Source organism: Duganella kummerowiae, from assembly GCF_053572355.1.
In genome coordinates, this window is sequence record NZ_JBKFEH010000008.1 from 340,606 (window position 1) to 360,728 (window position 20,123).

A 20,123-nucleotide genomic window follows, 5' to 3' on the forward strand; every position below is an offset into this window, starting at 1 on the left:
CACCCATGTCCAAGCTCTGGCAAGCCCGCTTCTTCACCACCGTCAACCACCTGCGCGACCTGCCCGGCACCACCGTGCCGGAAATCGCGTTCGCGGGCCGTTCCAACGCTGGCAAATCGACCGCCATCAACCTGCTGTGCAACCAGAAAAACCTGGCCTTCGCATCCAAGACGCCGGGCCGGACCCAGCACATCAACTTCTTCTCGATCGGCGGCGCGCACGTGGCGCAGCACCGCAAGGACCCCACCATCGTCGAGGACATCGAAGCGCTGCTGGTCGACCTGCCCGGCTATGGCTACGCGGAAGTGTCGGGCAACGCCAAGCTGCACTGGCAGCGCCTGCTGGGCGACTACGTCCAGCGCCGCGAGCAGCTGGCCGCCCTGGTGCTGATGATGGACGCGCGCCGTCCCTTCACCGACCTGGACATCCAGATGCTGGAATGGTTCGCGCCCACCGGCAAGCCCATCCACTGCATCCTGACCAAGGTGGACAAGCTCAACCGCAATGAATCCGTCAACGTGCTGCGCCAGGCCAAGGCCAGGCTGGACAGCTACGTGGATGAGGATGGCGAAGGCTTCCCCTTCACCGTCCAGCTGTTCTCCGCCCTCAAGCGCATCGGCATCGAGGAGGCCAACGACAAGATCCTGGCCCTGGCCGGGCTGGCCCCGCCCGCTGCGGAGGAGGAAGCAGCACCACCCCAGGCATAACCTTTACAAGGAAATCCCCGATGCACACGCCTCACGCCTCCGCCCAGTTCCCGGGTATCCGCATGCGCCGCATGCGCCGCGATCCCTTCTCGCGCGCCCTGATGCGCGAAAATGTCGTCACCGCCGCCGACCTGATCTACCCGGTGTTCATCCTGGAAGGGACCGGGCAGCGCGAGCCGGTGCTGTCCATGCCGGGCGTGGAGCGGGTCTCGGTCGACCTGCTGCTGGGCGTGGCCGAGGAATGCGTGCGGCTGGGCATCCCGGTGCTGGCCCTGTTCCCCGTGATCGACGCCGCAAAAAAAACGCCGGACGGGGTCGAGGCCACCAATCCGGACGGCCTGGTGCCGCGCGCCGTGCGCGCCCTCAAGGACCGCTTCCCCGAGCTGGGTATCCTCACCGACGTGGCGCTGGACCCCTACACCAGCCACGGCCAGGATGGCCTGATCGATGACAACGGCTACGTGCTGAACGACGTCACCACCGCCATGCTGATACGCCAGGCGCTGGCCCAGGCCGACGCCGGGGTGGACGTGGTGGCGCCGTCCGACATGATGGACGGCCGCATCGGCGCCGTGCGCGCGGCGCTGGAAGAAAAAGGCCACATCCACACCCGCATCATGGCCTACTCGGCAAAATATGCGTCGGCGTTCTACGGCCCGTTCCGCGACGCGGTGGGCTCGGCCGCCAACCTGGGCAAGGGCGACAAGAACACCTACCAGATGGACCCCGCCAACAGCGACGAAGCCCTGCGCGAAGTCGGCCTGGACCTGGCCGAAGGCGCCGACATGGTGATGGTCAAGCCCGGCATGCCCTACCTGGACATCGTGCGCCGGGTCAAGGACGAGTTCAAGGTGCCGACCTTCGCCTACCAGGTCAGCGGCGAATACGCCATGATCAAGGCCGCCGCGCAAAACGGCTGGCTGGACCACGACAAGGTCATGATGGAATCCATGCTGGCCTTCAAGCGCGCCGGCGCCGACGGCGTACTGACCTACTTCGCGCTGGATATCGCCCGCAAGCTCAAGGCCCAGGGCTGATGGTTCAAGCGGCAGGCGCAGTCCTTGCGCCTGCCTATAGGCGCGTCATCGCTGCGGCGCAGTGCCACCCTGGCCAGCCAGTGTGGAGTCGAAGTAGTGATTGCCGCCTTCGTCCACGTGGATATCCACCAGACGCATGCCCGCCTCGGCAAGCAGGCGCTGATATCCGGCCTCGCCCAGGGAAATGGACGGGCGCCCGGTCTGCAGGTCATTCCATGCACAGGGGACCCGCGGGGCGCTGAACAGGAAACGTCCGCCTGGATTGAGGGCACGTCCGACACTGCGGATGACCTTGCCCTGATCTTGCTCGGCAAGCAGGAACAGCAGACCGATGGCCACCGCACCATCGAACTTCCGGCCAAACAGGGCGCTGTCCTGCGCCGCTTCGCAAGCTGCGGGCGCGCCGGGAAAGCGGGCGCGGAATGCCGACAGCAGTGTCGGCGATGCGTCTATCCCGGCCACCTTCAGTCCCTGTTCCACCAGCGCCACGGCCACCGGGACGCCGGACCCGCAGCCGATGTCGACCACCTCTCCGCCCGGCCGTACACATGCCGCCCAGCGCCGCACCACGCCAGCGCCTATACTTGATCGGGCAGCCATGAAATCGGCGGCAACCGATTCCCAGCCCGCAGACGGATCATGCATCCTATCCTCCAGAACAGTTAGCCATCGCTGCGCAAGGCGGCGATAGGGTCCAGGGCGGCGGCCTGGCGGGCCGGGAAGACGCCGAAGCCCAGGCCTACCGCCACGCACAGCAGCACCGCCAGGATCAGGCTCAGCGGCGACCAGGCCACCGACCAGCCCGCCAGCGCGGCAATGCTGTAGGCCGCCACCGCGCCCAGCAGCACGCCCAGCAGGGCGCCGCTGACAGCAATCACCAGGGCTTCGGCCAGGAACTGCTCCACCACATCGCGGCGGCGCGCGCCCAAAGCTCGTTTCAGCCCCACTTCGCGGCGCCGCTCCAGCACGTTGGCCAGCATGATGTTCATGATACCGATCCCGCCCACCAGCAGCGACACCGCCGCGATCGAACTCATCACGATGGTGAAAATCCGCTGGGTCTGCTGGTTCTGGCGGTACAAGCCCATGGGCACGATCAGGTTGGTGTCGTCGGCGCCGCCGTGGCGCTGGGTGATCAGCGCCTGCAGCACGCGCGCCGCCGCGTCCGGCGCGGCGCGACCGTCCAGGCGTATGCTGATGCCGTCCACTTCGTCCTCGATGCGCTTGAAGCTGAAGCGGGCACGGCCCGTATCCCAGGGCACGAACAAACGCTCGTCATCCAGCCCCAGCTTGACGCCTTCGAAATCGCTCTTGCTCTGGGCCCGGTCGCCCAGCACGCCCACCACTTCCAGCCACACATGGTTGACCTTGACCCGCTGGCCCAGCGGCGAGGCGTCCCCGAACAGGCTGTGCGCCAGGCGCGCGCCCAGCACGCATACGGGCGACAGGGTGGCGCCGTCGGCCGGCAGCAGCCAGCGCCCGGCCGCCACCCGCAGGCCGCTGTGCGCGGCGTACTCGGGCGAGACGGCGAAGGCACGCCCGCTGGATACCTTGTCGCCCACCAGCAGTTGATCGACCTTGATTTCCTTTTTCAGCGCCACCGAACGCGCGCCCGGCACCACGGCCAGCGCGGCGTCGGCATCGGCCGCCGACAGGCCCAGCGAGCGAGTGCGGATTTCCTTGAGCTGCTCGGCCTCGATGGACTTGCTCTCCAACAGGACGTTGTCCAGTCCCAGCTCGGCCACCAGCCGCAGCGCCTCGCGCCGGCTGCCCTCGCCCACCGCCAGCATGGCGACGATGGCGGCCACGCCGAAGATCATGCCCAGCAGTGTCAACCCGGTGCGCAGCTTGCGCCGCAGCAGTTCGGTGACGGCTTCGCGCAGCAGCGCCATGCTCATGTCTTGCTCTCCGCCTTGGGGGGCAGCAGCAGCACGCGCGCGCCTGCTTCCAGCCCGGATGTCAGTTCGGTGCGCACCGGGCCGCGCTGGCCCAGCTGCACCGCGTGCTTGACCGGCTTGCCATGCTCGTCGGTGTAGACGGCGTAGCTCGCGCCCTCCGGCACCAGCGCGATATTGGGCACGGTCAGGGCGGCCGGACGCGCCACCAGCCGCACCACGCCGCGCAGCGCCTGGCCCGGCTTGAGGCCCAGCTGGCGCGCCGCCTCGACGGGAATGGCGGCGTCGAAATCGCTGTACTTGACGGGCGACTCGGGCGAAATGGTGCTGGCGTTGCTGCCGACCCGCGTTACCTTGAGTTCCAGCGTGGTGCCGGTACCGGCCAGGCGCACCCGCACCGGCTGGCCTGGCTGCAGGCCGTAGGCCTGGCCCTCGGCCACGCTGAAGTGCGCCACCAGCTTTTCCAGGTCGGGCAGGCTGCCGAACTCCTGGCCCGGCCACTGGCTGGAACCGATGGTGGCCTTGGCGCCATCCCAGCGCGAGGCAAGCAGGAAAATGCCGTCATGCGGCGCCACCAGGTCCAGCTCGGCCAGGCTGGTGCGCTGTTGTTCGGCAGTCTTTTGCACGCTGTCACGCTGCGAGTGCAGCACCGCATCCTGGGCCGCCGTGCGCGCCTGGGCCTGGCCGCCCTTCCAGTCCAGGTAGCCGCGCTTGGTGGTCAGGAAGCCGACATCGGCCAGCGCATCCAGGATGGTGTTGCGGGCGAAGATGGACAGGTCGACATTGGCGTAGCGCTGGCTCAGTCCGAGGTCGTCCACCACCTTGGCGCGCTCGCCGGCCAGGGTGCTGCGCTCGACGGCGGCATTCTCGGCCGAGGCTTGCTCGGCCAGGGTCTTGCGCAGCAGTTCATATTCGGCCTGGGACAATTCCATGCGCGATTGCGGCGCATCGAAGCGTGCCACCACGTCGCCCTTGTGCACGGCACTGCCTTCGGCCACCATGGACACCAGCACGCGCCCGCCCCAGCCGCTGCCGGGCACGTTCAGCGGCGTGTTGGCGGCGGCCTTGATTTCGCCGTCCACCGTCAGCGTTTCGGTCCAGGGGCGGGCAGCCAGGGTTTCGATGGCGCCGCTGTTGGCGGATGGTTCGCCGCAGCCGGCCAGCAGCGCGAGCATGCCTGCCATGATTGCAGTCCTCATCGTTTTTTCTCCTCTACCGGGCGGCATCGGCCAGCAGTTCGGCCTGTACGGCGGCGCCCGGCTTGAGGCCCTTGGGCGGCGCATCGAACTGCAGCTCGATATCGCGCACGATGATGGATTGCGCGGCCGGCTTGCTGTGGAAGGTCTGGCCTATGCCGCTGACGCGCGCATTGAGCGCCTGGCTGGCGCCTGGCACCGCGACCCGCGCCCGCTGGCCGATGCGGATCCCGGCCGACTGCGCCTCCGGCACCATGGCGGCGACGTAGAGCTGGTCCGGGTCGGCCAGCGTGGCCACCGACAAGCCCACCCACACCTCGCTGCCGGGCGTGAATTTCTCGCCATTGAAGTTGGTACGGTACACCACCATGCCCTTGCGCCCGGCCTTGACCGTCAAGGCGGCCTGGCCGCGCCGCAGCACATCCACCTGCGCCTGCAGCTTGGCGATTTCGGACTGCAGTCCGGCCCGCTCGGCATGGCGCGCTCGCGCCTGGGCCATGCACAAGTCCTTGGCCAGCCTGGCCAGCGCCTGCTTTTCGGTGCGCTCGATCACCAGCTTGTCGTAATCGACTCGCCGTATCAGCTCCTTGGGCTGGGTGGCCTTGCGCTCGGCCTTGTCGGCGTTGCTGAGCGCTTCCGCCAGCGCCAGCTCGCCCGCCCGTTCGGCTTCGGCCTGGTCCAGGCGCAGCTTGTCCAGCGCGCGCTGTTTTTCCCGCAGATTACCGTCCAGCTGGCTGAGCTGGCTGGCAATCTCGCTGGCGTCGAAGCGCGCGATCACCTGTCCCGGTTCCAGCATGGCGCCTTCCGGCGCCATCTGTGCCAGCTTGTATTTCCACACATAGGGGATGGTGGGCGGCGCCACCGGCAGCTTGACGCGCGAAGCGACTTCGCCTTCCAGCGTCAGCGCATCGCCGCGCGACAGCGGCGCCAGCGCGGCCTTGCCCGGGGCCTGCGGTTCAGCAAACACGCTCATGCCGGCCGCCAGCGGCAGGCCGTGACGCTCGGGCAGGGCGATGCGCACGCGGAAATAGCGACCCTGGCCCCAGCGTGCGCGCGCCTCCGGTGCGCCGGTGATGGTCTCGACCGTGCCGGTCAGGGTGGCGCCGGGCAGCGCGTCGAAACGCAGGGTGAGCTGCTGGCCTTGGGACAGATAGGGCCGGTCGGCCTCCAGCACCCAGGCCGTCACCGCCATCTTGCCAGCGCCCAGTACCACGCCGGCCTCGTTGCCGGGCCAGGCCGAGGAGCCTTCGTCGACGCGCTCGCCCTTCCATGGACTGAAGCCGTGCACCACCACGCCGTCATGCCCGGCCCGCACTTCCGACAGCGCCTGCTCGGCAATCTGGAAGGCCAGGTTGACCTGCAGTTTTTTCACTTCCAGCTCGCCATCCTCATTGCGGCGGCGGACCGCCTGGCGCTGGTTGCGCTCGGTCTCCTGCTTGATGGCCAGGTCGCGCGTGGCGCGGTCCAGCTCGGCCTGGTAGCGGTCGTAGTTGAGGGCCGACACCTGGGCCTTGGGCAGCACGGCGTCGACCTTGGCCTTGGCCAGCGCGGCCTCGGCGCTGGCCAGCGCTTTCTGGCCTTCCACCAGGGCCGCTTCCAGGGTCGCCGCTTCGCGCTCGGCGCGCGAGCGGGCCTGGTCCAGTTCGATGCGCAGGCGGTCGATGTTGGTGGCGTTGCCGGAATCGATGCGCAGCACCACCTCGCCCGCCTTGACGTGGCTGCCTTCAGGGACGAAGGTGCGCAGCACCAGCGGCGAGCTGTTGGAACGCGGCACGATGATGGACTGCGAATCGAGGGCTTCCACTTCGCCGGACAGCAGCACAGGACGGCGCAGCGGCGCGGCCTTGCCGTCCGGCGTGGCGGCCGCTAACGGTGATGCAGCCTGCGCCGCCGAGGGCATGGGGGCGGCGGACGCCGGCAGGGCTGGTCCGGTCGAGGGCGTGGCGGGCGACGCGGCAGCGGCCGAGGTCGCGGACGGTACGGCGGCAGCGGCTGATGGCGCAGATGGCGTGACGCCGGTGGGCGCGGCAGCGGCTGCGGTGGTGGACGGCGTGCCAACGGCGTAGGCAGCGGCGATGGCCAGCGCCAGCACGGGCGCGCCGGCCAGCAGGATCAGGCGGCGGCGCGTCATGCGGCCGGTCTTTCGACGATCTCGGCCACGCGGCCATCGCGCAGGTGTATGGTGCGCTGGGCACCAGCCGCCACTGCCGGATCGTGAGTGACCAGCACCACGGTCTGCCCGCCCGCGTGCAGTTCGTGCAGCAAGGCCAGCACCTCGGCCGCGCTGCGCGAATCGAGGTTGCCGGTGGGCTCGTCGGCCAGCAGCAGTGCCGGCTGGTTGAGCAGGGCGCGCGCGATGGCGGCGCGCTGCAGCTGGCCGCCGGACAGCTGACCCGGCAAGTGATCGGTGCGCTCGCCCAGGCCGATGCGCTCCAGCAGCGCCACGGCGCGCGTCCGCGCCTCCGGGTCGGCCTGGGCCGCATAGCGCTGTGGCAGCAGCACGTTTTCCAGCACGGTCAGGCGCGGCAGCAAATGGAAGGACTGGAACACGAAGCCGATGCGGCGGTTGCGCACCTCGGAGGCGGCGTCGTCATCGAGGGCGCTGACTTCCTCGCTGTCGAGCAGGTAGCGGCCGGAATCGGGCCGGTCCAGCGCCCCCAGCACATTGAGCAGAGTGGATTTGCCGGAGCCGGACGGCCCCATGATGGCGACGAACTCGCCAGGCGCGACCCGCAGGTCTATGCCGTCCAGCGCGTTGATCTGGTTGCCGCCCTGGCGGTAGGTCTTGCGGATGTCGCTGAGCTCTATCATGCGTGGCAGTATTCCTGCCGCGCATCATTTTGTCAATTAAGCAATCATGAAGTTGAGCGCGCCCCCGGGACAGGCAGGCGCATGGGCCGGTCAGCGCCGGTACTCCGGGAACATCTCTTTCATGAGGAAGGCCTGCAGTTCCTTCTCGTCTTCCTTGCGGGCGCTCATGCGCACCACCTTGCCCAGGCGGTGCGAATCCCATTCGAAGTCGCCCGGCTTTTCCTGGCGTATCAGCTCGATCATTTTCTTCACCACGGCGGTTTCGATATCCTGCTCGGCGCCCTGCTCCACGTGCACCTGCTGCAGCCAGCGGCGCTTGAAGTTGGTGTTCCAGCCGCGGAACTTCAGCTCCGCGCTGTGGTAGCTCTTGTCGACCGAGAAGATACCGCCCGAGTCATCCTTTTCACCGCTGGTGCCGGCCTTGGCCTGTGCACCGGCGATGTTGGCGCGGGCGATGCGCAGTGCGCGGTCGTTGTCGCTCTCGGGCGCCGGCGGGGCTGGCGGGGCCGGATTGGCCGCCTCGCGCGCGGCGCGGCGCTTGGCGATCATTTCCGACATATCTTCCTCTGGCGGCGGCTTCATGGTGGCCTGCACCGGCGGCACGAAGGTCTCCAGCTTGGGCCGCTCTGCGGCCGGCGGCGTGATGGACTTGGGCGCCTGGCGCGGCGGCGGCGGCTTGGCGGCCTTGGGCTGCTGCTTGGCGACTTCCTTCTTCTGCGGCTTTTCCGGGGTTGGCTTGATCGGCAGCGGCGCGATATAGGTAATGGCGCCTTCCTTGCGCGGCGGCTTGATCTGGATATGCTCTGATGGTTTCAGGAAGTAATACAGCACCCCGATCAAGTGCAGCGCGATGGAGATGCCGATGCCGATGCGGCGCGACGTGGGGGTACGTTCCCAGGCACCATAGCCGGGATTCGCATCGGGTAGCTTTTGGCCGCAGGTTACGCAGTAACCGGTCTCCGCCGACAGAATGTGGGAATCGTGGTGCAAAATAAACCAGGCTTTCTTGCGGGAAGGTAATCAAATGCGCATCGAAATGCGGCCATACTGCCAGAGTAAACTACTTTTGGGAACGGTGTCACGGGCAGGCCGCCCATCTTTACAGTAGATTACAAGAGCTCGATATTAATGGGTGTTACGGTATGTATCAGTGAGTTTACACCACTCAAATAGCCCATTGGCAATGCTTTCCATTGTGCTATCATTTTGTCCCTGCCGAGGACATCATGACCCCACCCGATTTCGCCCCCGATAACAGCCAGCGCTTCCGCCGCCGGCTATACGTGCTGGCCGCGCTGGCCGCCGCCGGTATGCTGCTGCTGGGCGCCCGCCTGTTCTGGCTGCAGGCCCTGCAATGACGCTGGCGCAACGCCTGCGGCCCTGGCTGAAGGTGCTCGATCCCATCCTGCTGCTGCTGGTCTGCCTGCTGCTGGGCGTCGGGCTGTTCACCCTGTATTCAGCCAGCCTGGACTTTCCTGGCCGCTTCGCCCAGCAGCTGCGCCACGCCGTGGTTGCGCTGGGCGTGATGTGGCTGGTGGCGCGCATCCCGCCGCAGGCCCTGATGCGGCATGCAGCCAAGGTGTACGCCATCGGCGTGGCGTTGCTGGTGGCCGTGGCCCTGTTCGGCATCGTCAAGAAGGGTTCGCGGCGCTGGCTGTACCTGGGCACCGACATCCAGCCGTCCGAACTCATGAAAATCGCCATGCCGCTGATGCTGGCCTGGTTCTTCCATCACTACGGCCATCTGAAGCGCTGGCAATCGTACGCCATCGCCGCCCTGCTGCTGCTCGCGCCCGTCGCCCTGATCGCCAAACAGCCCGACCTGGGCACGGCCCTGCTGGTGCTGGCGGCCGGCTTCTACGTGATCCTGCTGGCCGGACTGCCGTGGCAGGCCCTGGCCGCGCTGGCGCTGGCGGCGGCCATCGCGGTCCCGGCGGCTTGGCCCTTCCTGCACGACTACCAGCGCCAGCGCGTCGAAACCTTTCTCGATCCCACTGCCGATCCATCCGGCAAGGGCTTCCAGATCCTGCAGGCCGGCATCGCCATCGGTTCCGGCGGCGTGACCGGCAAGGGCTGGCAGGAAGGCACGCAAGGGCGGCTGGGCTACATCCCGGAGCGCAGCACGGACTTCATCTTCTCGGTGTATGCGGAGGAATTCGGCTTGGCCGGCAACCTGGTGCTGCTGGTGCTGTACCTGCTGCTGATAGGGCGCGGCTTGGTGATCAGCGCCCGGGCCGCGACACCGTTCTCGCGCCTCCTGGGCGGCGCCATCACCATGATTTACTTCACCTATGCCTTCGTCAACCTAGGCATGGTGAGCGGCGTGGTGCCCGTGGTGGGCGTGCCGCTGCCCTTCATCAGCTACGGCGGCACCGCCCTGGTCACGCTGGGCATAGGCGCCGGCCTGCTGATGGGCATACGACACCAGCAGCGCCAGCTGGGCGGCCGGCTGGCCGGCCCGCTGAGTGCCCGCTTGGCCAGCTGAGCGCCCGCCTAGCCCTGCTGGCCCGCTTGGCCGGTTTGGTGGCCCGCCTTAGTGGCCCGCCTTAGTGGCCCGCCTGGTGCTTGGCCAGGTTGACTGCTTTCAAGGGCGCCGGCTGTGCTTCGCCGTGCGCGGCTTGCGCGGCCACCGCCTTGTCGGCCGCGATCTGCTCATCCGACATGGGACCGGTGCCGCTGTACTTGTCCAGGAACAGGTAGATCACGGGCGTGATGTAAAGCGTGATCACCTGCGAGAAGATCAGCCCGCCCACCACGGCCAGGCCCAGCGGCTGGCGCAGCTCGGCGCCGGCGCCCAGGCCCAGGGCGATGGGCAGCGCGCCCATCAGGGCCGCCATGGTGGTCATCATGATGGGACGGAAGCGCAGGATGCAGGCTTCGCGGATGGCCTGGGCCGGCGTCATGCCCTCGGTGCGCTGGGCATGCAGGGCGAAGTCGATCATCATGATGGCGTTCTTCTTGACGATACCGATCAGCATCAGGATGCCGATGATGGCAATCATGGTCAGGTCCAGGTTGAACAGCCACAGCGTCAGCAGCGCGCCCACCGCCGCCGACGGCAGACCCGCCAATATCGTCAGCGGGTGGATATAGCTTTCGTACAGCACGCCCAGCAGCACGTAGATCACGCCCAGCGCGGCAATGATGAGGATCAGCTGGCTGCCCTGCGAACTCTGGAACACGGCCGCGTCGCCGCCATAGCTGGTGATCACGGTGGCCGGCAGCTTCATGTCGGCGCCCATCTGGTCGATCTTGGCCGTGGCCGTGCCCAGCGGCACGTCCGGCGCCAGGTTGAAGGACAGCGTGATGGCCTGCAGCTGGCCCTGGTGGTTGACGGCCGTCGGGCCTATGGTGCGCTCCACCGTGGCAAAGCTGGACAGTTTGATCAGGTTGCCGGCCTTGTTGCGCACCGATATTTTGGTCAGCGCATCGTCGAACTGGCGGTCCTGGTCGGCCGCTTCCAGTATCACGTAGTAGCTGGCGGCCGGCGCGTAGATGGTCGACACCTGGCGTTCGCCAAAGGCCAGGTAGAGCGCGGTGCGGATGTCGCCAATGGCCACGCCAAGGTTGTTGGCCTTGTCGCGGTCGATGCGCAGGGAGGCCTGCAAGCCCTTTTCCTGCGAATCGCTGGTGACGTCGCGGAAGTCCGGATCGGCGCGCATCCGCTCCACGAACTTGGTGGCCCATTCATTCAGGGCGCCGGCGCTGACCGACTGCAGCGTGTACTGGTAGCGGCTCTTGGACTGGCGTCCGCCCAGCTGCAGGTTCTGCACCGGACTCAGGTAGACGGCAATGCCGGGCACGGCCTTGGTGGCCTTGCGCAGGCTGTCCAGCACCTGCGGCATGGGCTTGCGCTGGCTGCGCGGTTTTAGCACCAGGAACATGCGGCCGCTGTTGCCGCCGCTGACGAAGGAAGTCACGTCCTGCACGTTGGGGTCGGCGCGTATCACGTCCACCACCCGCTCCTGCAGTTTCAGCAGGGCGGCCGAGGAAATGTCTTCCGAGGCTTCCGTGTTGACGCGGATCTGGCCCAGGTCTTCCTCGGGGAAGAAGCCTTTGGGAATGGTGGCGTACAGCACCGCGGTCAGCACGAAGGTGCCGAGCGCGGCCACCAGCACCACGTAGCGGTGGCGCAGCGCCACGTCCAGGGTGGCGGCGTAGCCGTTGCGCAGCCGGGTGAAACCGGCCTCGAACCAGCGGCCGATGAAGCTGCCCTTGTCGTGCTCGGGATCGATGGCGTCGGCCGGCAGCAAACGGCTGGCCAGCATGGGCACCAGCATCAGCGACACGGCCGCCGACACCAGCACCGACAAGCCCACCACCACGGCGAATTCGTGGAACATCAGGCCGATCACGCCCGGCATGAAGAAGATGGGAATGAATACCGCCACCAGCGACACCGAAATCGAGATGATGGTGAAGCCCATCTCCTTGGCGCCCACCAGCGACGCTTCCAGCGGCCGCTTGCCCATCTCGATGTGGCGTACGATGTTTTCCAGCACCACGATGGCGTCGTCCACCACCAGGCCCACGGCCAGGGTGATGCCCAGCAGGGACACGTTGTCCAGGCTGTAGCCGAAGGCATACAGCAGGGCCAGCGCGCCCAGCAGCGAAATCGGCATGGTGATGGCCGGGATGAAGGTGGCGGCGGCGCGGCGCAGGAACAGGAAGATCACCATCACCACCAGGAAGATGGTCAGCAGCAGGGTCAGGTTGACGTCGTGGATGGCCTCGCGGATGGAGACCGAACGGTCGTTGACCAGGTTGATGTTGATCGAGGCCGGCAACTCGGCCTTGAAGCGCGGCAGCAAACGGCGCACGCCGTCCACCACCTGCACCGTGTTGGCGTCCGGCTGGCGCTGCACCAGCAGCACGATGGAGCGCTCGCCGTTGTAGCTGCCGGCGGTCTTGACCGACTGGAAGCTGTCCTCCACCGTGGCCACGTCGCGCAGGCGCACCGGTTCGCCGTTGCGCATGGCGATGATGAGGTCGGCGAATTCGGACGCGTGCATCATCTGGGCGTTGCCCTGGATGGTCAGGGTCTGGCTGGGGCCGTCCAGGATGCCCAGCGGGGTGTTGGCGTTGGCCGACTTGAGCGCCTGCTGCACCTCATCCAGCGTCAGGTTGCGCGCGTTCAGCAGGTCGGAGCGGGCCCGCACCCGTACCGCGAAACGCTTCTGGCCGTTGACCGTGACCTGGGCCACGCCCGGCAGGGTGGACAGGCTGGGGGCGATCAGGTTTTCCGCGTAGTCGTTCAGTTCAGCCAGGGTCAGCGAGGGCGAGGTCATGGTCATGAACAGCACCGGCGCGTCGGCCGGGTTGACCTTGCGGTAGGACGGCAAATCCGTCATTTCCACCGGCAGCTGGCGCTGGGCCCGCAGCAGGGCCGCCTGCACGTCCACGGCAGCCTCGTTGACGTTGATGCTGGGGTCGAACTCCAGGGTCAGCGAGGAATTGCCCAGGGTGTTGGTCGAGGTCACCAGTGACAGGCCGGCAATGGTGGAGAACTGCTTTTCCAGCGGCAGCGCCACCGAGGACGCCATGGTTTCCGGCGAGGCGCCCGGCAGGTCGGCCGACACGTTGATGACCGGCGTGTTATAGCTGGGCAGGGCCGCCACCGGGATGTAGAAATAGGCCAGCACGCCGGCCAGGATCAGGCTCAGCGACAGCAGCACCACCATCACCGGGCGGCGTATGCACAGTTCGGAAATGTTCATTCCACTTTGCCCTTGCCGGTTTCCGCGTTAGCCGAGGCGGATTTATCGGCCGCGCCAGCCTTGTCGCCCTTGTCGGACCGGGCCAGGCGGACCTTGCCGCCCGGGCGCAGGTTCTGCTTGCCGTCCACGATGACTTGCTCGTTGCCGGACAGGCCCAGGACGGCGGCCTGGTCGCCGAAGGAATGCAGGCGCTGGATGTTGACCACCTTGGCGCTCTGCTCCCCGTCCACGGCGTAGACGAAGGTGCCGCGCGTGTTGCTGATGATGGCGGCCTGCGGGATCACGGTGGCGGCCTTGATCACCTGGCTGGTCAGGCGGGTGTTGACGTACTGGCCCGGCCACAGGTTGGTGTCCCTGTTGTCGAACTGGGCCTTGACGCGGATCACGCCGGCCACCGGGTCCACCGTGTTGTCGATGAAGCTGAGCTTGCCGTTCAGGACCTTGTCGCTGGCGCCCAGCGCCACCTGCACCGGCACCGGGCCGGCCTTTTGCGCCTGCAGCAGTCCGGCCAGGGCCGCTTCCGGCAGGGTGAAGGCCACCGTGATCGGGTCGAGCTGGGTCACGGTGGTGAGCGAGGTGGTGGGCTGCACCAGGCTGCCCGGATACACGTTGATGGCGCCGGCCCGGCCCGCCATGGGGGCGCGGATCACGGTGTAGCTGGCGTCCACGCTGACGGCGCGGGCGGCGGCGATGTCGGCGTTCAGCAGGGCGCGCGCGGCATCGACCTGGGCCTTGAGGGTGTCGACCGCGCTGGCGGCGATGAATTTTTGCGCAAACAAATCCTTGCTGCGCTGGTACTGGCGCTCCAGGTCGGCCAGGCTGGCGCGGTCGCGCTCGACCTGGGCCTTGGCTTTCTCCAGGTTGGCCTGTTCGCTGCGGTCGTCCAAAGTGAAGATCAGCTGGCCGGCCTTGACGTAGTCGCCTTCCTTGATGTGCACCTTGGCGATGGTGCTGGTGGTCTGCGGGTGCAGGTCCACGGTGCTGATGGGGGTCACGGTGCCGTTGGCCTGCAGTATCACCGGCACGTCCTGGCGCAGCGGCGCCACCACGCTGACCGTGGTCGGTCCCTGGCCCTTGCCGGCCTCCTTGCCCTTGGCCTGGCCGGCGCCCTGGTGGTTGACGTACCAGATGCCGCCCAGCGCAAGCGCCACGGCGACAGCCACGATTCCCGAAGTAGTCTTTTTCATTATGGTTTGGTCTCGTAAACGACACTATCCGCCGCACGGGCGGAATATTGTCGCATAGTATTTCTCTCAAAAACTGCCGCCCGCTGTGTCGCGGGTCGAATTTTTCCTCAGAGGGTAATTAAGAGCCGGCGTAGTATTCGGGCACTACCAGTGTCACCTCCAGGCCGCCCTCGGGGTGGTTGGCCAGCGTCACGGTGGCGCCGTGCTGCTCGGCGATGTTGCGGGCGATGGTCAGCCCCAGGCCGGTGCCGCCCGACTCGCGCGAGCGCGAGGTCTCGATGCGGTAGAACGGCTCGAACACGCGCGCCATCTGGTCCTGGGCGATGCCGGGGCCGCCGTCGCGGATGCGGATGCGGGCCGAGCCCACCATGCGCTCCACCGTCACCTGGGCGTAGTGGCCGTATTTGACGGCGTTGTCGATCAGGTTGACCAGGCAGCGCCGTATCGCCAGCGGCCGCCCCATCAGGGCCATGCCGGCGCGGCCCTTGAGCTCGACCTGCTGGCCGGCGTCGGAGGCGTCCGAGCACACGCTGTCGAGCAGGGAATCGACATCCAGCGCCTGCATGGTTTCCGTGGTGTCCATGCTGCGCGCCAGGTCCAGGCCCTCGCGCACCATCTGCTGCATGGCCGACAGGTCGCCGATCAGGCGCTCCTGTAGTTCATGGTCTTCCACCTTTTCCAGGCGCAGGCGGATGCGCGTGAGCGGGGTCTGCAGGTCGTGGGTGATGGCGGCCAGCATTTCGGTGCGCTGCGCGATGTGCTGGCGTATGCGGGCCTGCATGGCGTTGAAGGCGGCGCTGGCCTGGCGGATTTCGGCCGCGCCGTTCAGGGCCAGCGGCGGATGGTTGATGTCGTTGCCCAGGTCCTTGGCGGCCTGCGCCAGGACCTTCAGCGGCCGGATGGCCATGCGCGTGACCAGGTAAGCCAGCACGGTGATGCACAGCAGGAAGGGAACCAGGGTCAGCCATTCATTGCGGCCGGCCGGCGGGCCGGCGCGCGGCGGCAGCACGGACAGCTTCATCATCTGGCCATCCTCCATGCGCACCGTCATGGCTTCGCACACGCCGCGCCACTGGGTGGGCGCGAACATATTGTAGGCGGGACGCGGGCGGCTGCAGGCGGCCGGCCGTTCCGCCAGCGGCTGCAGCTTGTAGTTCTGGCCCAGGCGCTGCTGCAGGGCGGACGAGAATTCAGTGGGCGGCAGCGGGCTGCTGCCCACCGGCTGCTCCAGCGGCTCCAGGCGCACGCTGCCCAGGCTGGCCACATTCAGGTAGGCGGCGCGGTCGGCGGCCGGCACCACGTTGGAGGTCGTGATCAGCTGCTCGGCCCGCTCCAGCGCGTGGAAGTCGCGGTAGCGCTCCAGGGTGCGGCTGCGCTCATTGGTGGCCAGCCACTGCGTGAGGGCGGCCGAGGCCACGATGCCCAGCAACAGGACCAGGAACACACGGCCGGTCATGGAGCCGAGGAACGCTTTCACGCGTGCGGCTCCACCGACACCTGTCCGGCCAGGACATAGCCGCCGTTGCGCACCGTCTTGATGATCTGCGGCACGCGGGCGTCCTCGCCCAGCTTCTGGCGCAGGCGGCTGATCTGGATGTCGATCGAGCGGTCGAAGGGGTCGGCGTCGCGGCCCTGGGTCAGGTTCAGCAGCTGGTCGCGGTTGAGCACGCGGTTGGGATGTTCCAGGAACACTTTCAGCAGGCGGAATTCGGCGCCCGACAGCATGATCACCACGCCGTCCGGATTGAGCAGGTGGCGCGCGGTCAGGTCCAGGGTCCAGCCCGAGAAACGCATCTGCTGCGCCTTGTCGGCGCCGGCGCTGGCCGGCATGGTGTTGGCGCGGCGCAGCACGCTGCGGATGCGCGCCAGCAGTTCGCGCGGCTCGAACGGCTTGGGCAGGTAATCGTCGGCGCCCATTTCCAGGCCCAGGATGCGGTCCAGCGGCTCGCTGCGCGCGGTCAGCATGATGACCGGCAAGGTGGACGTGGCGCGCAGCTTGCGGCACAGGGTCAGGCCATCCTCGCCGGGCAGGTTGAGGTCCAGCACCACCAGGTCCGGCTTGCTTTCTTCCAGCAGCTTCCACATGGCTACGCCGTCGGCCGCGCACAGGGCGCGGTAGCCGTTGGACTCCAGGTAATCGGCCAGCAGGGTGCGGATGTCGCGATCGTCGTCGACGATCAGAATAGTCGATGTAGGTTCCATGGCCTCAATTATCCTTAGTTCGGGAACGCCTGACCAACCACTTATTGTATCGTCTTGTATATGCCTGTAGAGCGCCTGCTGGGGCGAAACAAATGGATACAAAAACCGATTTCAGGGAAACGAGAGGGAAATGTGGGACTGCGATGATGTTTCCATGGACCACAGGGTTGGTCCCGCAACATCAACCTAGGAGATCGCCATGAATACCATCCGTAAAACCGCACTGGCCGCACTCGTGCTGGCCCTCGGCACCACCTTTGCCGCCCAGGCCCAGACCCAGGACAACGCGGACCGCCGCGCCAAGTTTGAGGCGCGCGTCGCCGAAATGACCGCCAAGCGCGAAGCCAAACTGCACGACGCCCTCAAGATCACGCCCGCCCAGGAACCGGCATGGGCTGCCTACGTGACCGCCATCAAGCCGGTTGCGCCCACCGGCACCCCGCCGGCGCCCGGAACCAAACTGAGCGCACCGGAGCGCCTGGCCAAGGCCATCGACTTCAGCAAGCAGCGCACCGCCCGGCTGGAAAGCGTACAGCCGGCGCTGACCGCCTTCTACGGCCAGCTGACAGCCGAACAGAAAGCCATCTTCGACAAGCGTGGCGGCGGCTTTGGCGGCCCGGCCCGTGGTCCGCGCGGCCACGGCTTCCACGGCGGCTGGGGCGGCCACCACGGCTAAAACTGCGGCACCGGATTACCCTCTCAGTTGGACTTGGCCGCGCCTTCGCAGGAGGCGCGGTTTTTTTTCGCCTGTCGATGCCGTGCCGCGCCTATTGCAGGCGTGACAGGGACCCCAGGAAAGTGGGCGCGTTCTGGAAGCCGATCACGCGCGCATTCGGGATTTCCCTGCCCTGTGCATCGAACAGGATGATGCCCGGCGGCCCGAACAGCTTGAAGCGCTTCAGCAGCGCCTTGTCATCCTCGTTGTTGGCGGTCACGTCGGCCTGCAGCAGGATGGTGTTGGCCAGCCGCGCGCGCACCTGGGGATCGACAAAGGTCAGCTTCTCCATCTCCTTGCAGGACACGCACCAGTCGGCATAGAAGTCCAGCAGCACGGTCTTGCCGCCGGTGCGCGCCAGCACGGCGTCCAGCTCGGCCACGCTCTTGATGCGCTGGAAGGCCAGCGGCGTTTCGGCGGCGCCGCCGCGCAGCCGGGCCAGCGGCGCCAGCGGATCGCGCGCCCCGCTGACCATGCCCACCAGCTGCACCAGGCCCAGCGCGGCCAGCAGCAGTCCGGCCGCCTTGGCTGCCCACTGTCCGCCGTTCAGCAGCAGGTAGACGCCATAGCCGGCCAGCAGCGCGGCCCAGCCCAGCATCTGCACGGCGCCCGGCAGCACCGGCGACAGCAGCCACCAGGCCATGGCCAGCATCAGCACGCCGAAGAAGCGCTTGACCGATTCCATCCAGCGCCCGGCCCTGGGCAGCAGGGCGCCGGCCGAGACGCCCACCAGCAGCAGCGGCACGCTCATGCCCACCGCCATGGCAAACAGGGCGCCGCCGCCTATCAGTACGTCGCGGGTCTGGCTGATGTACAGCAGCGCGCCTGCCAGCGGCGCCGCCACGCAGGGGCCCACGATCAGGGCCGAGATGGCGCCCATCACGAACACCCCGGCCAGCTTGCCGGCAGCCTGGCGGTTGGACGCTGCGCTCAAGCGCGCCTGCAGCGCGGCTGGCACCTGCAGCTCGTACACGCCGAACATGGACAGCGACAGCGCCGCCATCAGCAAGGCAAAGGCGCCCAGCACCCAGGGATTCTGCAGGGCGGCCGCCAGGCCCTCGCCGATCAGGCCGGCCGCCACGCCCAGCGCCGTGTAGACGATGGCCATGCCCAGCGAGTACGAGACCGACAGCGCCAGTCCCCGCCCCCGGCTGCTGCGCTCGCCCTCGCCCACGATGATGGACGACAGGATGGGCACCATGGGCAGCACGCAGGGCGTGAACGACAGCCCCAGGCCGAGCAGCGCGAACAGCGGCAGGATGGCCAGCAGGCGGCCGCTGCGCAGTGCGGCCTCGATGCGGCCCATGTCGTCCGCCGGGGCGGCGGTCGGCGGCTTGGGCTGCACCTGGGGAATCATGTCCACCTTGGGCGTGGGTACACTGTACACGGTGACACCGGGCGAGACCGGTGCGGATTTTTCCGGAACGGCCGGCGAGGCAGGCGCAACCGGCGTTGCGGCGGCGGCCGGGATGTCTGCGGCGGGCGTGGCCGACAGCGGCGCGGCGGCCGGCAGCGGCACCGAGCCGCTGCCTACCAGGGTGGCGCGCGCATCCTGGGGCGAATAGCACAGGCCCTTGTCCGAGCAGCCCTGGCTGGTGGCGGTCAGGGTGAAGGGGCCGGCCGCGTCCACCGGGATGGTGATGGTGACCATGCGGCGGTAGGTCTCGACATTCTTCTGGAAGGTATCGTCGAAGTGAACCTTGCCAGGCGGGATTTCGGGCGCGCCCAGCTTGGCGCCGCTGGCCGCGAACTTGAAGCGCTCGCGGTACATGTAGTAGCCGTCGGCGATCTGGTAGCTGACCGCGATGGTGTGTCCATCCACCATGCGGGCCGAGAACTTGAAAGCTTGGTCGGGTTCGAGGAAATCGTCGGCGGCCCAGGCCGGGCGCAGGGCCAGCAGGACCAATAGCAGAAATCGTAAGGCGGTACGCAGCATGACAACTTTCAATATGGGAGAGCAAGCGCATAGTACACCGAACCCCGGGGTCAGATCTGCCATTGGTACATGAGTTCGCTTCTTCAGGGCGAGCCCATGTACCAATGGCAGACCTGACACCAATAAAAGATGCCAATAAAAAAAGCCAGGCTGGGCCTGGCTTTCTTCATCCTTGCGGCTGGTTCTTACTCAGCGGTCGGAGCGGCTTCGATGTCGGTCGCTTCCGGACGGTCCAGCAGCTCGACGTAGGCCATGGGGGCATTGTCACCCACGCGGAAACCCATTTTCAGGATGCGCAGGTAGCCGCCGTTGCGGTTGGCGAAACGCGGGCCCAGTTCGGAGAACAGTTTGCCCACGATTTCACGGTCGCGCAGACGCGAGAAGGCCAGACGCTTGTTGGCCAAGGTATCGGTCTTGCCCAGGGTCAGGATGGGCTCGACAACGCGGCGCAGTTCCTTGGCTTTCGGCAGGGTGGTCTTGATGGCTTCGTGACGCAGCAGGGAAACGGTCATGTTGCGCAGCATGGCCAGACGGTGGGACGAGGTACGGTTCAGCTTACGGAGGCCGTGACGGTGACGCATGGTACTTCCTTTCGATAATGTTTAAATCCGAGCTCTTCGATCGTCCGGGGACGCGGGCCGGTTCAAGGTGAATACGCCTATGGCGACATGCCATGGACGGGTGCTGCTGATCATTTGGTGGCAGGGCAGAATACCGCTT

Annotated in this window: 17 protein-coding genes; 5 read left to right on the plus strand and 12 right to left on the minus strand. The window is 67.2% G+C overall.

Annotated elements, in window-relative coordinates:
* Positions 1-5: 5 nt before the first annotated feature.
* Together yihA and hemB are read left to right on the plus strand one after the other, a co-directional pair.
* On the plus strand, positions 6-707 hold the full coding sequence (yihA, locus tag ACLB1G_RS09310; RefSeq protein ID WP_491626923.1) for a ribosome biogenesis GTP-binding protein YihA/YsxC: 702 nt from the start codon (positions 6-8) through the stop codon (positions 705-707).
* Positions 708-727: 20 nt separating this feature from the next.
* Positions 728-1,744 (plus strand): porphobilinogen synthase, encoded by a 1,017-nt coding sequence (gene hemB / locus ACLB1G_RS09315; RefSeq protein WP_491626924.1) that lies wholly within the window; start codon positions 728-730, stop codon positions 1,742-1,744.
* 45 nt (positions 1,745-1,789) lie between these two features.
* On the opposite strand, the gene ACLB1G_RS09320 is transcribed toward hemB, so the two are convergent.
* The 6 genes from ACLB1G_RS09320 to ACLB1G_RS09345 form a co-directional block, all read right to left on the minus strand.
* The gene (locus ACLB1G_RS09320) at positions 1,790-2,389 is read right to left on the minus strand and encodes a class I SAM-dependent methyltransferase (RefSeq protein ID WP_491626925.1); all 600 of its coding nucleotides are present in this window, start codon (positions 2,387-2,389) and stop codon (positions 1,790-1,792) included.
* A 17-nt stretch (positions 2,390-2,406) separates the two neighbouring features.
* Entirely contained in the window at positions 2,407-3,642 is a 1,236-nt protein-coding gene (locus tag ACLB1G_RS09325) for an ABC transporter permease (RefSeq protein ID WP_491626926.1), read from the minus strand.
* The gene (locus ACLB1G_RS09330) at positions 3,639-4,823 is read right to left on the minus strand and encodes an efflux RND transporter periplasmic adaptor subunit (RefSeq protein ID WP_491626927.1); all 1,185 of its coding nucleotides are present in this window, start codon (positions 4,821-4,823) and stop codon (positions 3,639-3,641) included. The genes ACLB1G_RS09325 and ACLB1G_RS09330 overlap by 4 nt, the downstream gene beginning before the upstream one ends.
* 28 nt (positions 4,824-4,851) lie before the next feature.
* On the minus strand, positions 4,852-6,966 hold the full coding sequence (locus tag ACLB1G_RS09335; protein ID WP_491626928.1) for an HlyD family secretion protein: 2,115 nt from the start codon (positions 6,964-6,966) through the stop codon (positions 4,852-4,854).
* On the minus strand, positions 6,963-7,646 hold the full coding sequence (locus ACLB1G_RS09340; protein WP_491626929.1) for an ABC transporter ATP-binding protein: 684 nt from the start codon (positions 7,644-7,646) through the stop codon (positions 6,963-6,965). Before ACLB1G_RS09340 ends, ACLB1G_RS09335 begins: the two co-directional genes overlap by 4 nt.
* Positions 7,647-7,736: 90 nt before the next feature.
* Positions 7,737-8,636: a hypothetical protein gene (locus tag ACLB1G_RS09345; RefSeq protein WP_491626930.1), complete on the minus strand. Its 900-nt coding sequence runs from the start codon at positions 8,634-8,636 to the stop codon at positions 7,737-7,739.
* Between the two features lie 236 nt (positions 8,637-8,872).
* Between ACLB1G_RS09345 and ACLB1G_RS09350 the strand changes: the two genes are divergently transcribed.
* Positions 8,873-9,004 carry a hypothetical protein gene (locus ACLB1G_RS09350; RefSeq protein ID WP_491626931.1) on the plus strand — a complete coding sequence of 44 codons (132 nt, stop codon included), beginning with the start codon at positions 8,873-8,875 and terminating at the stop codon, positions 9,002-9,004.
* Positions 9,001-10,131, plus strand: coding sequence for a rod shape-determining protein RodA (gene rodA / locus ACLB1G_RS09355; protein ID WP_491626932.1), 1,131 nt, complete (start codon positions 9,001-9,003; stop codon positions 10,129-10,131). Before ACLB1G_RS09350 ends, rodA begins: the two co-directional genes overlap by 4 nt.
* A gap of 61 nt (positions 10,132-10,192) precedes the next feature.
* Here the strand turns inward: rodA and ACLB1G_RS09360 are convergent, their stop codons facing one another.
* The 4 genes from ACLB1G_RS09360 to ACLB1G_RS09375 all read right to left on the minus strand — a co-directional run bounded on the left by ACLB1G_RS09360 (position 10,193) and on the right by ACLB1G_RS09375 (position 16,752).
* Positions 10,193-13,363 carry an efflux RND transporter permease subunit gene (locus ACLB1G_RS09360; protein WP_491626933.1) on the minus strand — a complete coding sequence of 1,057 codons (3,171 nt, stop codon included), beginning with the start codon at positions 13,361-13,363 and terminating at the stop codon, positions 10,193-10,195.
* Positions 13,360-14,550, minus strand: coding sequence for an efflux RND transporter periplasmic adaptor subunit (locus ACLB1G_RS09365; RefSeq protein WP_491626934.1), 1,191 nt, complete (start codon positions 14,548-14,550; stop codon positions 13,360-13,362). The genes ACLB1G_RS09360 and ACLB1G_RS09365 overlap by 4 nt, the downstream gene beginning before the upstream one ends.
* 118 nt (positions 14,551-14,668) lie before the next feature.
* A complete protein-coding gene (locus ACLB1G_RS09370) occupies positions 14,669-16,027 on the minus strand; it encodes an ATP-binding protein (RefSeq protein ID WP_491626935.1) in 1,359 nt (452 codons plus the stop codon).
* Entirely contained in the window at positions 16,024-16,752 is a 729-nt protein-coding gene (locus ACLB1G_RS09375) for a response regulator (RefSeq protein ID WP_491626936.1), read from the minus strand. The genes ACLB1G_RS09370 and ACLB1G_RS09375 overlap by 4 nt, the downstream gene beginning before the upstream one ends.
* Positions 16,753-16,951: 199 nt before the next feature.
* Between ACLB1G_RS09375 and ACLB1G_RS09380 the strand changes: the two genes are divergently transcribed.
* Positions 16,952-17,428, plus strand: a complete 477-nt coding sequence (locus ACLB1G_RS09380; RefSeq protein WP_491626937.1) for a Spy/CpxP family protein refolding chaperone — start codon at positions 16,952-16,954, stop codon at positions 17,426-17,428.
* A gap of 91 nt (positions 17,429-17,519) precedes the next feature.
* On the opposite strand, the gene dsbD is transcribed toward ACLB1G_RS09380, so the two are convergent.
* Positions 17,520-19,403, minus strand: a complete 1,884-nt coding sequence (gene dsbD, locus ACLB1G_RS09385; protein WP_491626938.1) for a protein-disulfide reductase DsbD — start codon at positions 19,401-19,403, stop codon at positions 17,520-17,522.
* A gap of 185 nt (positions 19,404-19,588) precedes the next feature.
* Positions 19,589-19,984 carry a 50S ribosomal protein L17 gene (gene rplQ, locus ACLB1G_RS09390; RefSeq protein WP_491626939.1) on the minus strand — a complete coding sequence of 132 codons (396 nt, stop codon included), beginning with the start codon at positions 19,982-19,984 and terminating at the stop codon, positions 19,589-19,591.
* Positions 19,985-20,123 lie beyond the last annotated feature (139 nt).

What these genes read in the sequence shown, in the direction of transcription:
- rodA (WP_491626932.1), top strand. Translation starts at nt 9,001, where the DNA reads ATGACGCTGGCGCAACGCCTGCGGCCCTGGCTGAAGGTGCTCGATCCC.
- ACLB1G_RS09335 (WP_491626928.1), bottom strand. Translation starts at nt 6,966, where the DNA reads ATGACGCGCCGCCGCCTGATCCTGCTGGCCGGCGCGCCCGTGCTGGCG.
- ACLB1G_RS09375 (WP_491626936.1), bottom strand. Translation starts at nt 16,752, where the DNA reads ATGGAACCTACATCGACTATTCTGATCGTCGACGACGATCGCGACATC.
- ACLB1G_RS09380 (WP_491626937.1), top strand. Translation starts at nt 16,952, where the DNA reads ATGAATACCATCCGTAAAACCGCACTGGCCGCACTCGTGCTGGCCCTC.
- ACLB1G_RS09365 (WP_491626934.1), bottom strand. Translation starts at nt 14,550, where the DNA reads ATGAAAAAGACTACTTCGGGAATCGTGGCTGTCGCCGTGGCGCTTGCG.
- ACLB1G_RS09340 (WP_491626929.1), bottom strand. Translation starts at nt 7,646, where the DNA reads ATGATAGAGCTCAGCGACATCCGCAAGACCTACCGCCAGGGCGGCAAC.
- ACLB1G_RS09320 (WP_491626925.1), bottom strand. Translation starts at nt 2,389, where the DNA reads ATGCATGATCCGTCTGCGGGCTGGGAATCGGTTGCCGCCGATTTCATG.
- hemB (WP_491626924.1), top strand. Translation starts at nt 728, where the DNA reads ATGCACACGCCTCACGCCTCCGCCCAGTTCCCGGGTATCCGCATGCGC.
- ACLB1G_RS09360 (WP_491626933.1), bottom strand. Translation starts at nt 13,363, where the DNA reads ATGAACATTTCCGAACTGTGCATACGCCGCCCGGTGATGGTGGTGCTG.
- rplQ (WP_491626939.1), bottom strand. Translation starts at nt 19,984, where the DNA reads ATGCGTCACCGTCACGGCCTCCGTAAGCTGAACCGTACCTCGTCCCAC.
- yihA (WP_491626923.1), top strand. Translation starts at nt 6, where the DNA reads ATGTCCAAGCTCTGGCAAGCCCGCTTCTTCACCACCGTCAACCACCTG.
- ACLB1G_RS09350 (WP_491626931.1), top strand. Translation starts at nt 8,873, where the DNA reads ATGACCCCACCCGATTTCGCCCCCGATAACAGCCAGCGCTTCCGCCGC.
- ACLB1G_RS09330 (WP_491626927.1), bottom strand. Translation starts at nt 4,823, where the DNA reads ATGGCAGGCATGCTCGCGCTGCTGGCCGGCTGCGGCGAACCATCCGCC.
- dsbD (WP_491626938.1), bottom strand. Translation starts at nt 19,403, where the DNA reads ATGCTGCGTACCGCCTTACGATTTCTGCTATTGGTCCTGCTGGCCCTG.
- ACLB1G_RS09325 (WP_491626926.1), bottom strand. Translation starts at nt 3,642, where the DNA reads ATGAGCATGGCGCTGCTGCGCGAAGCCGTCACCGAACTGCTGCGGCGC.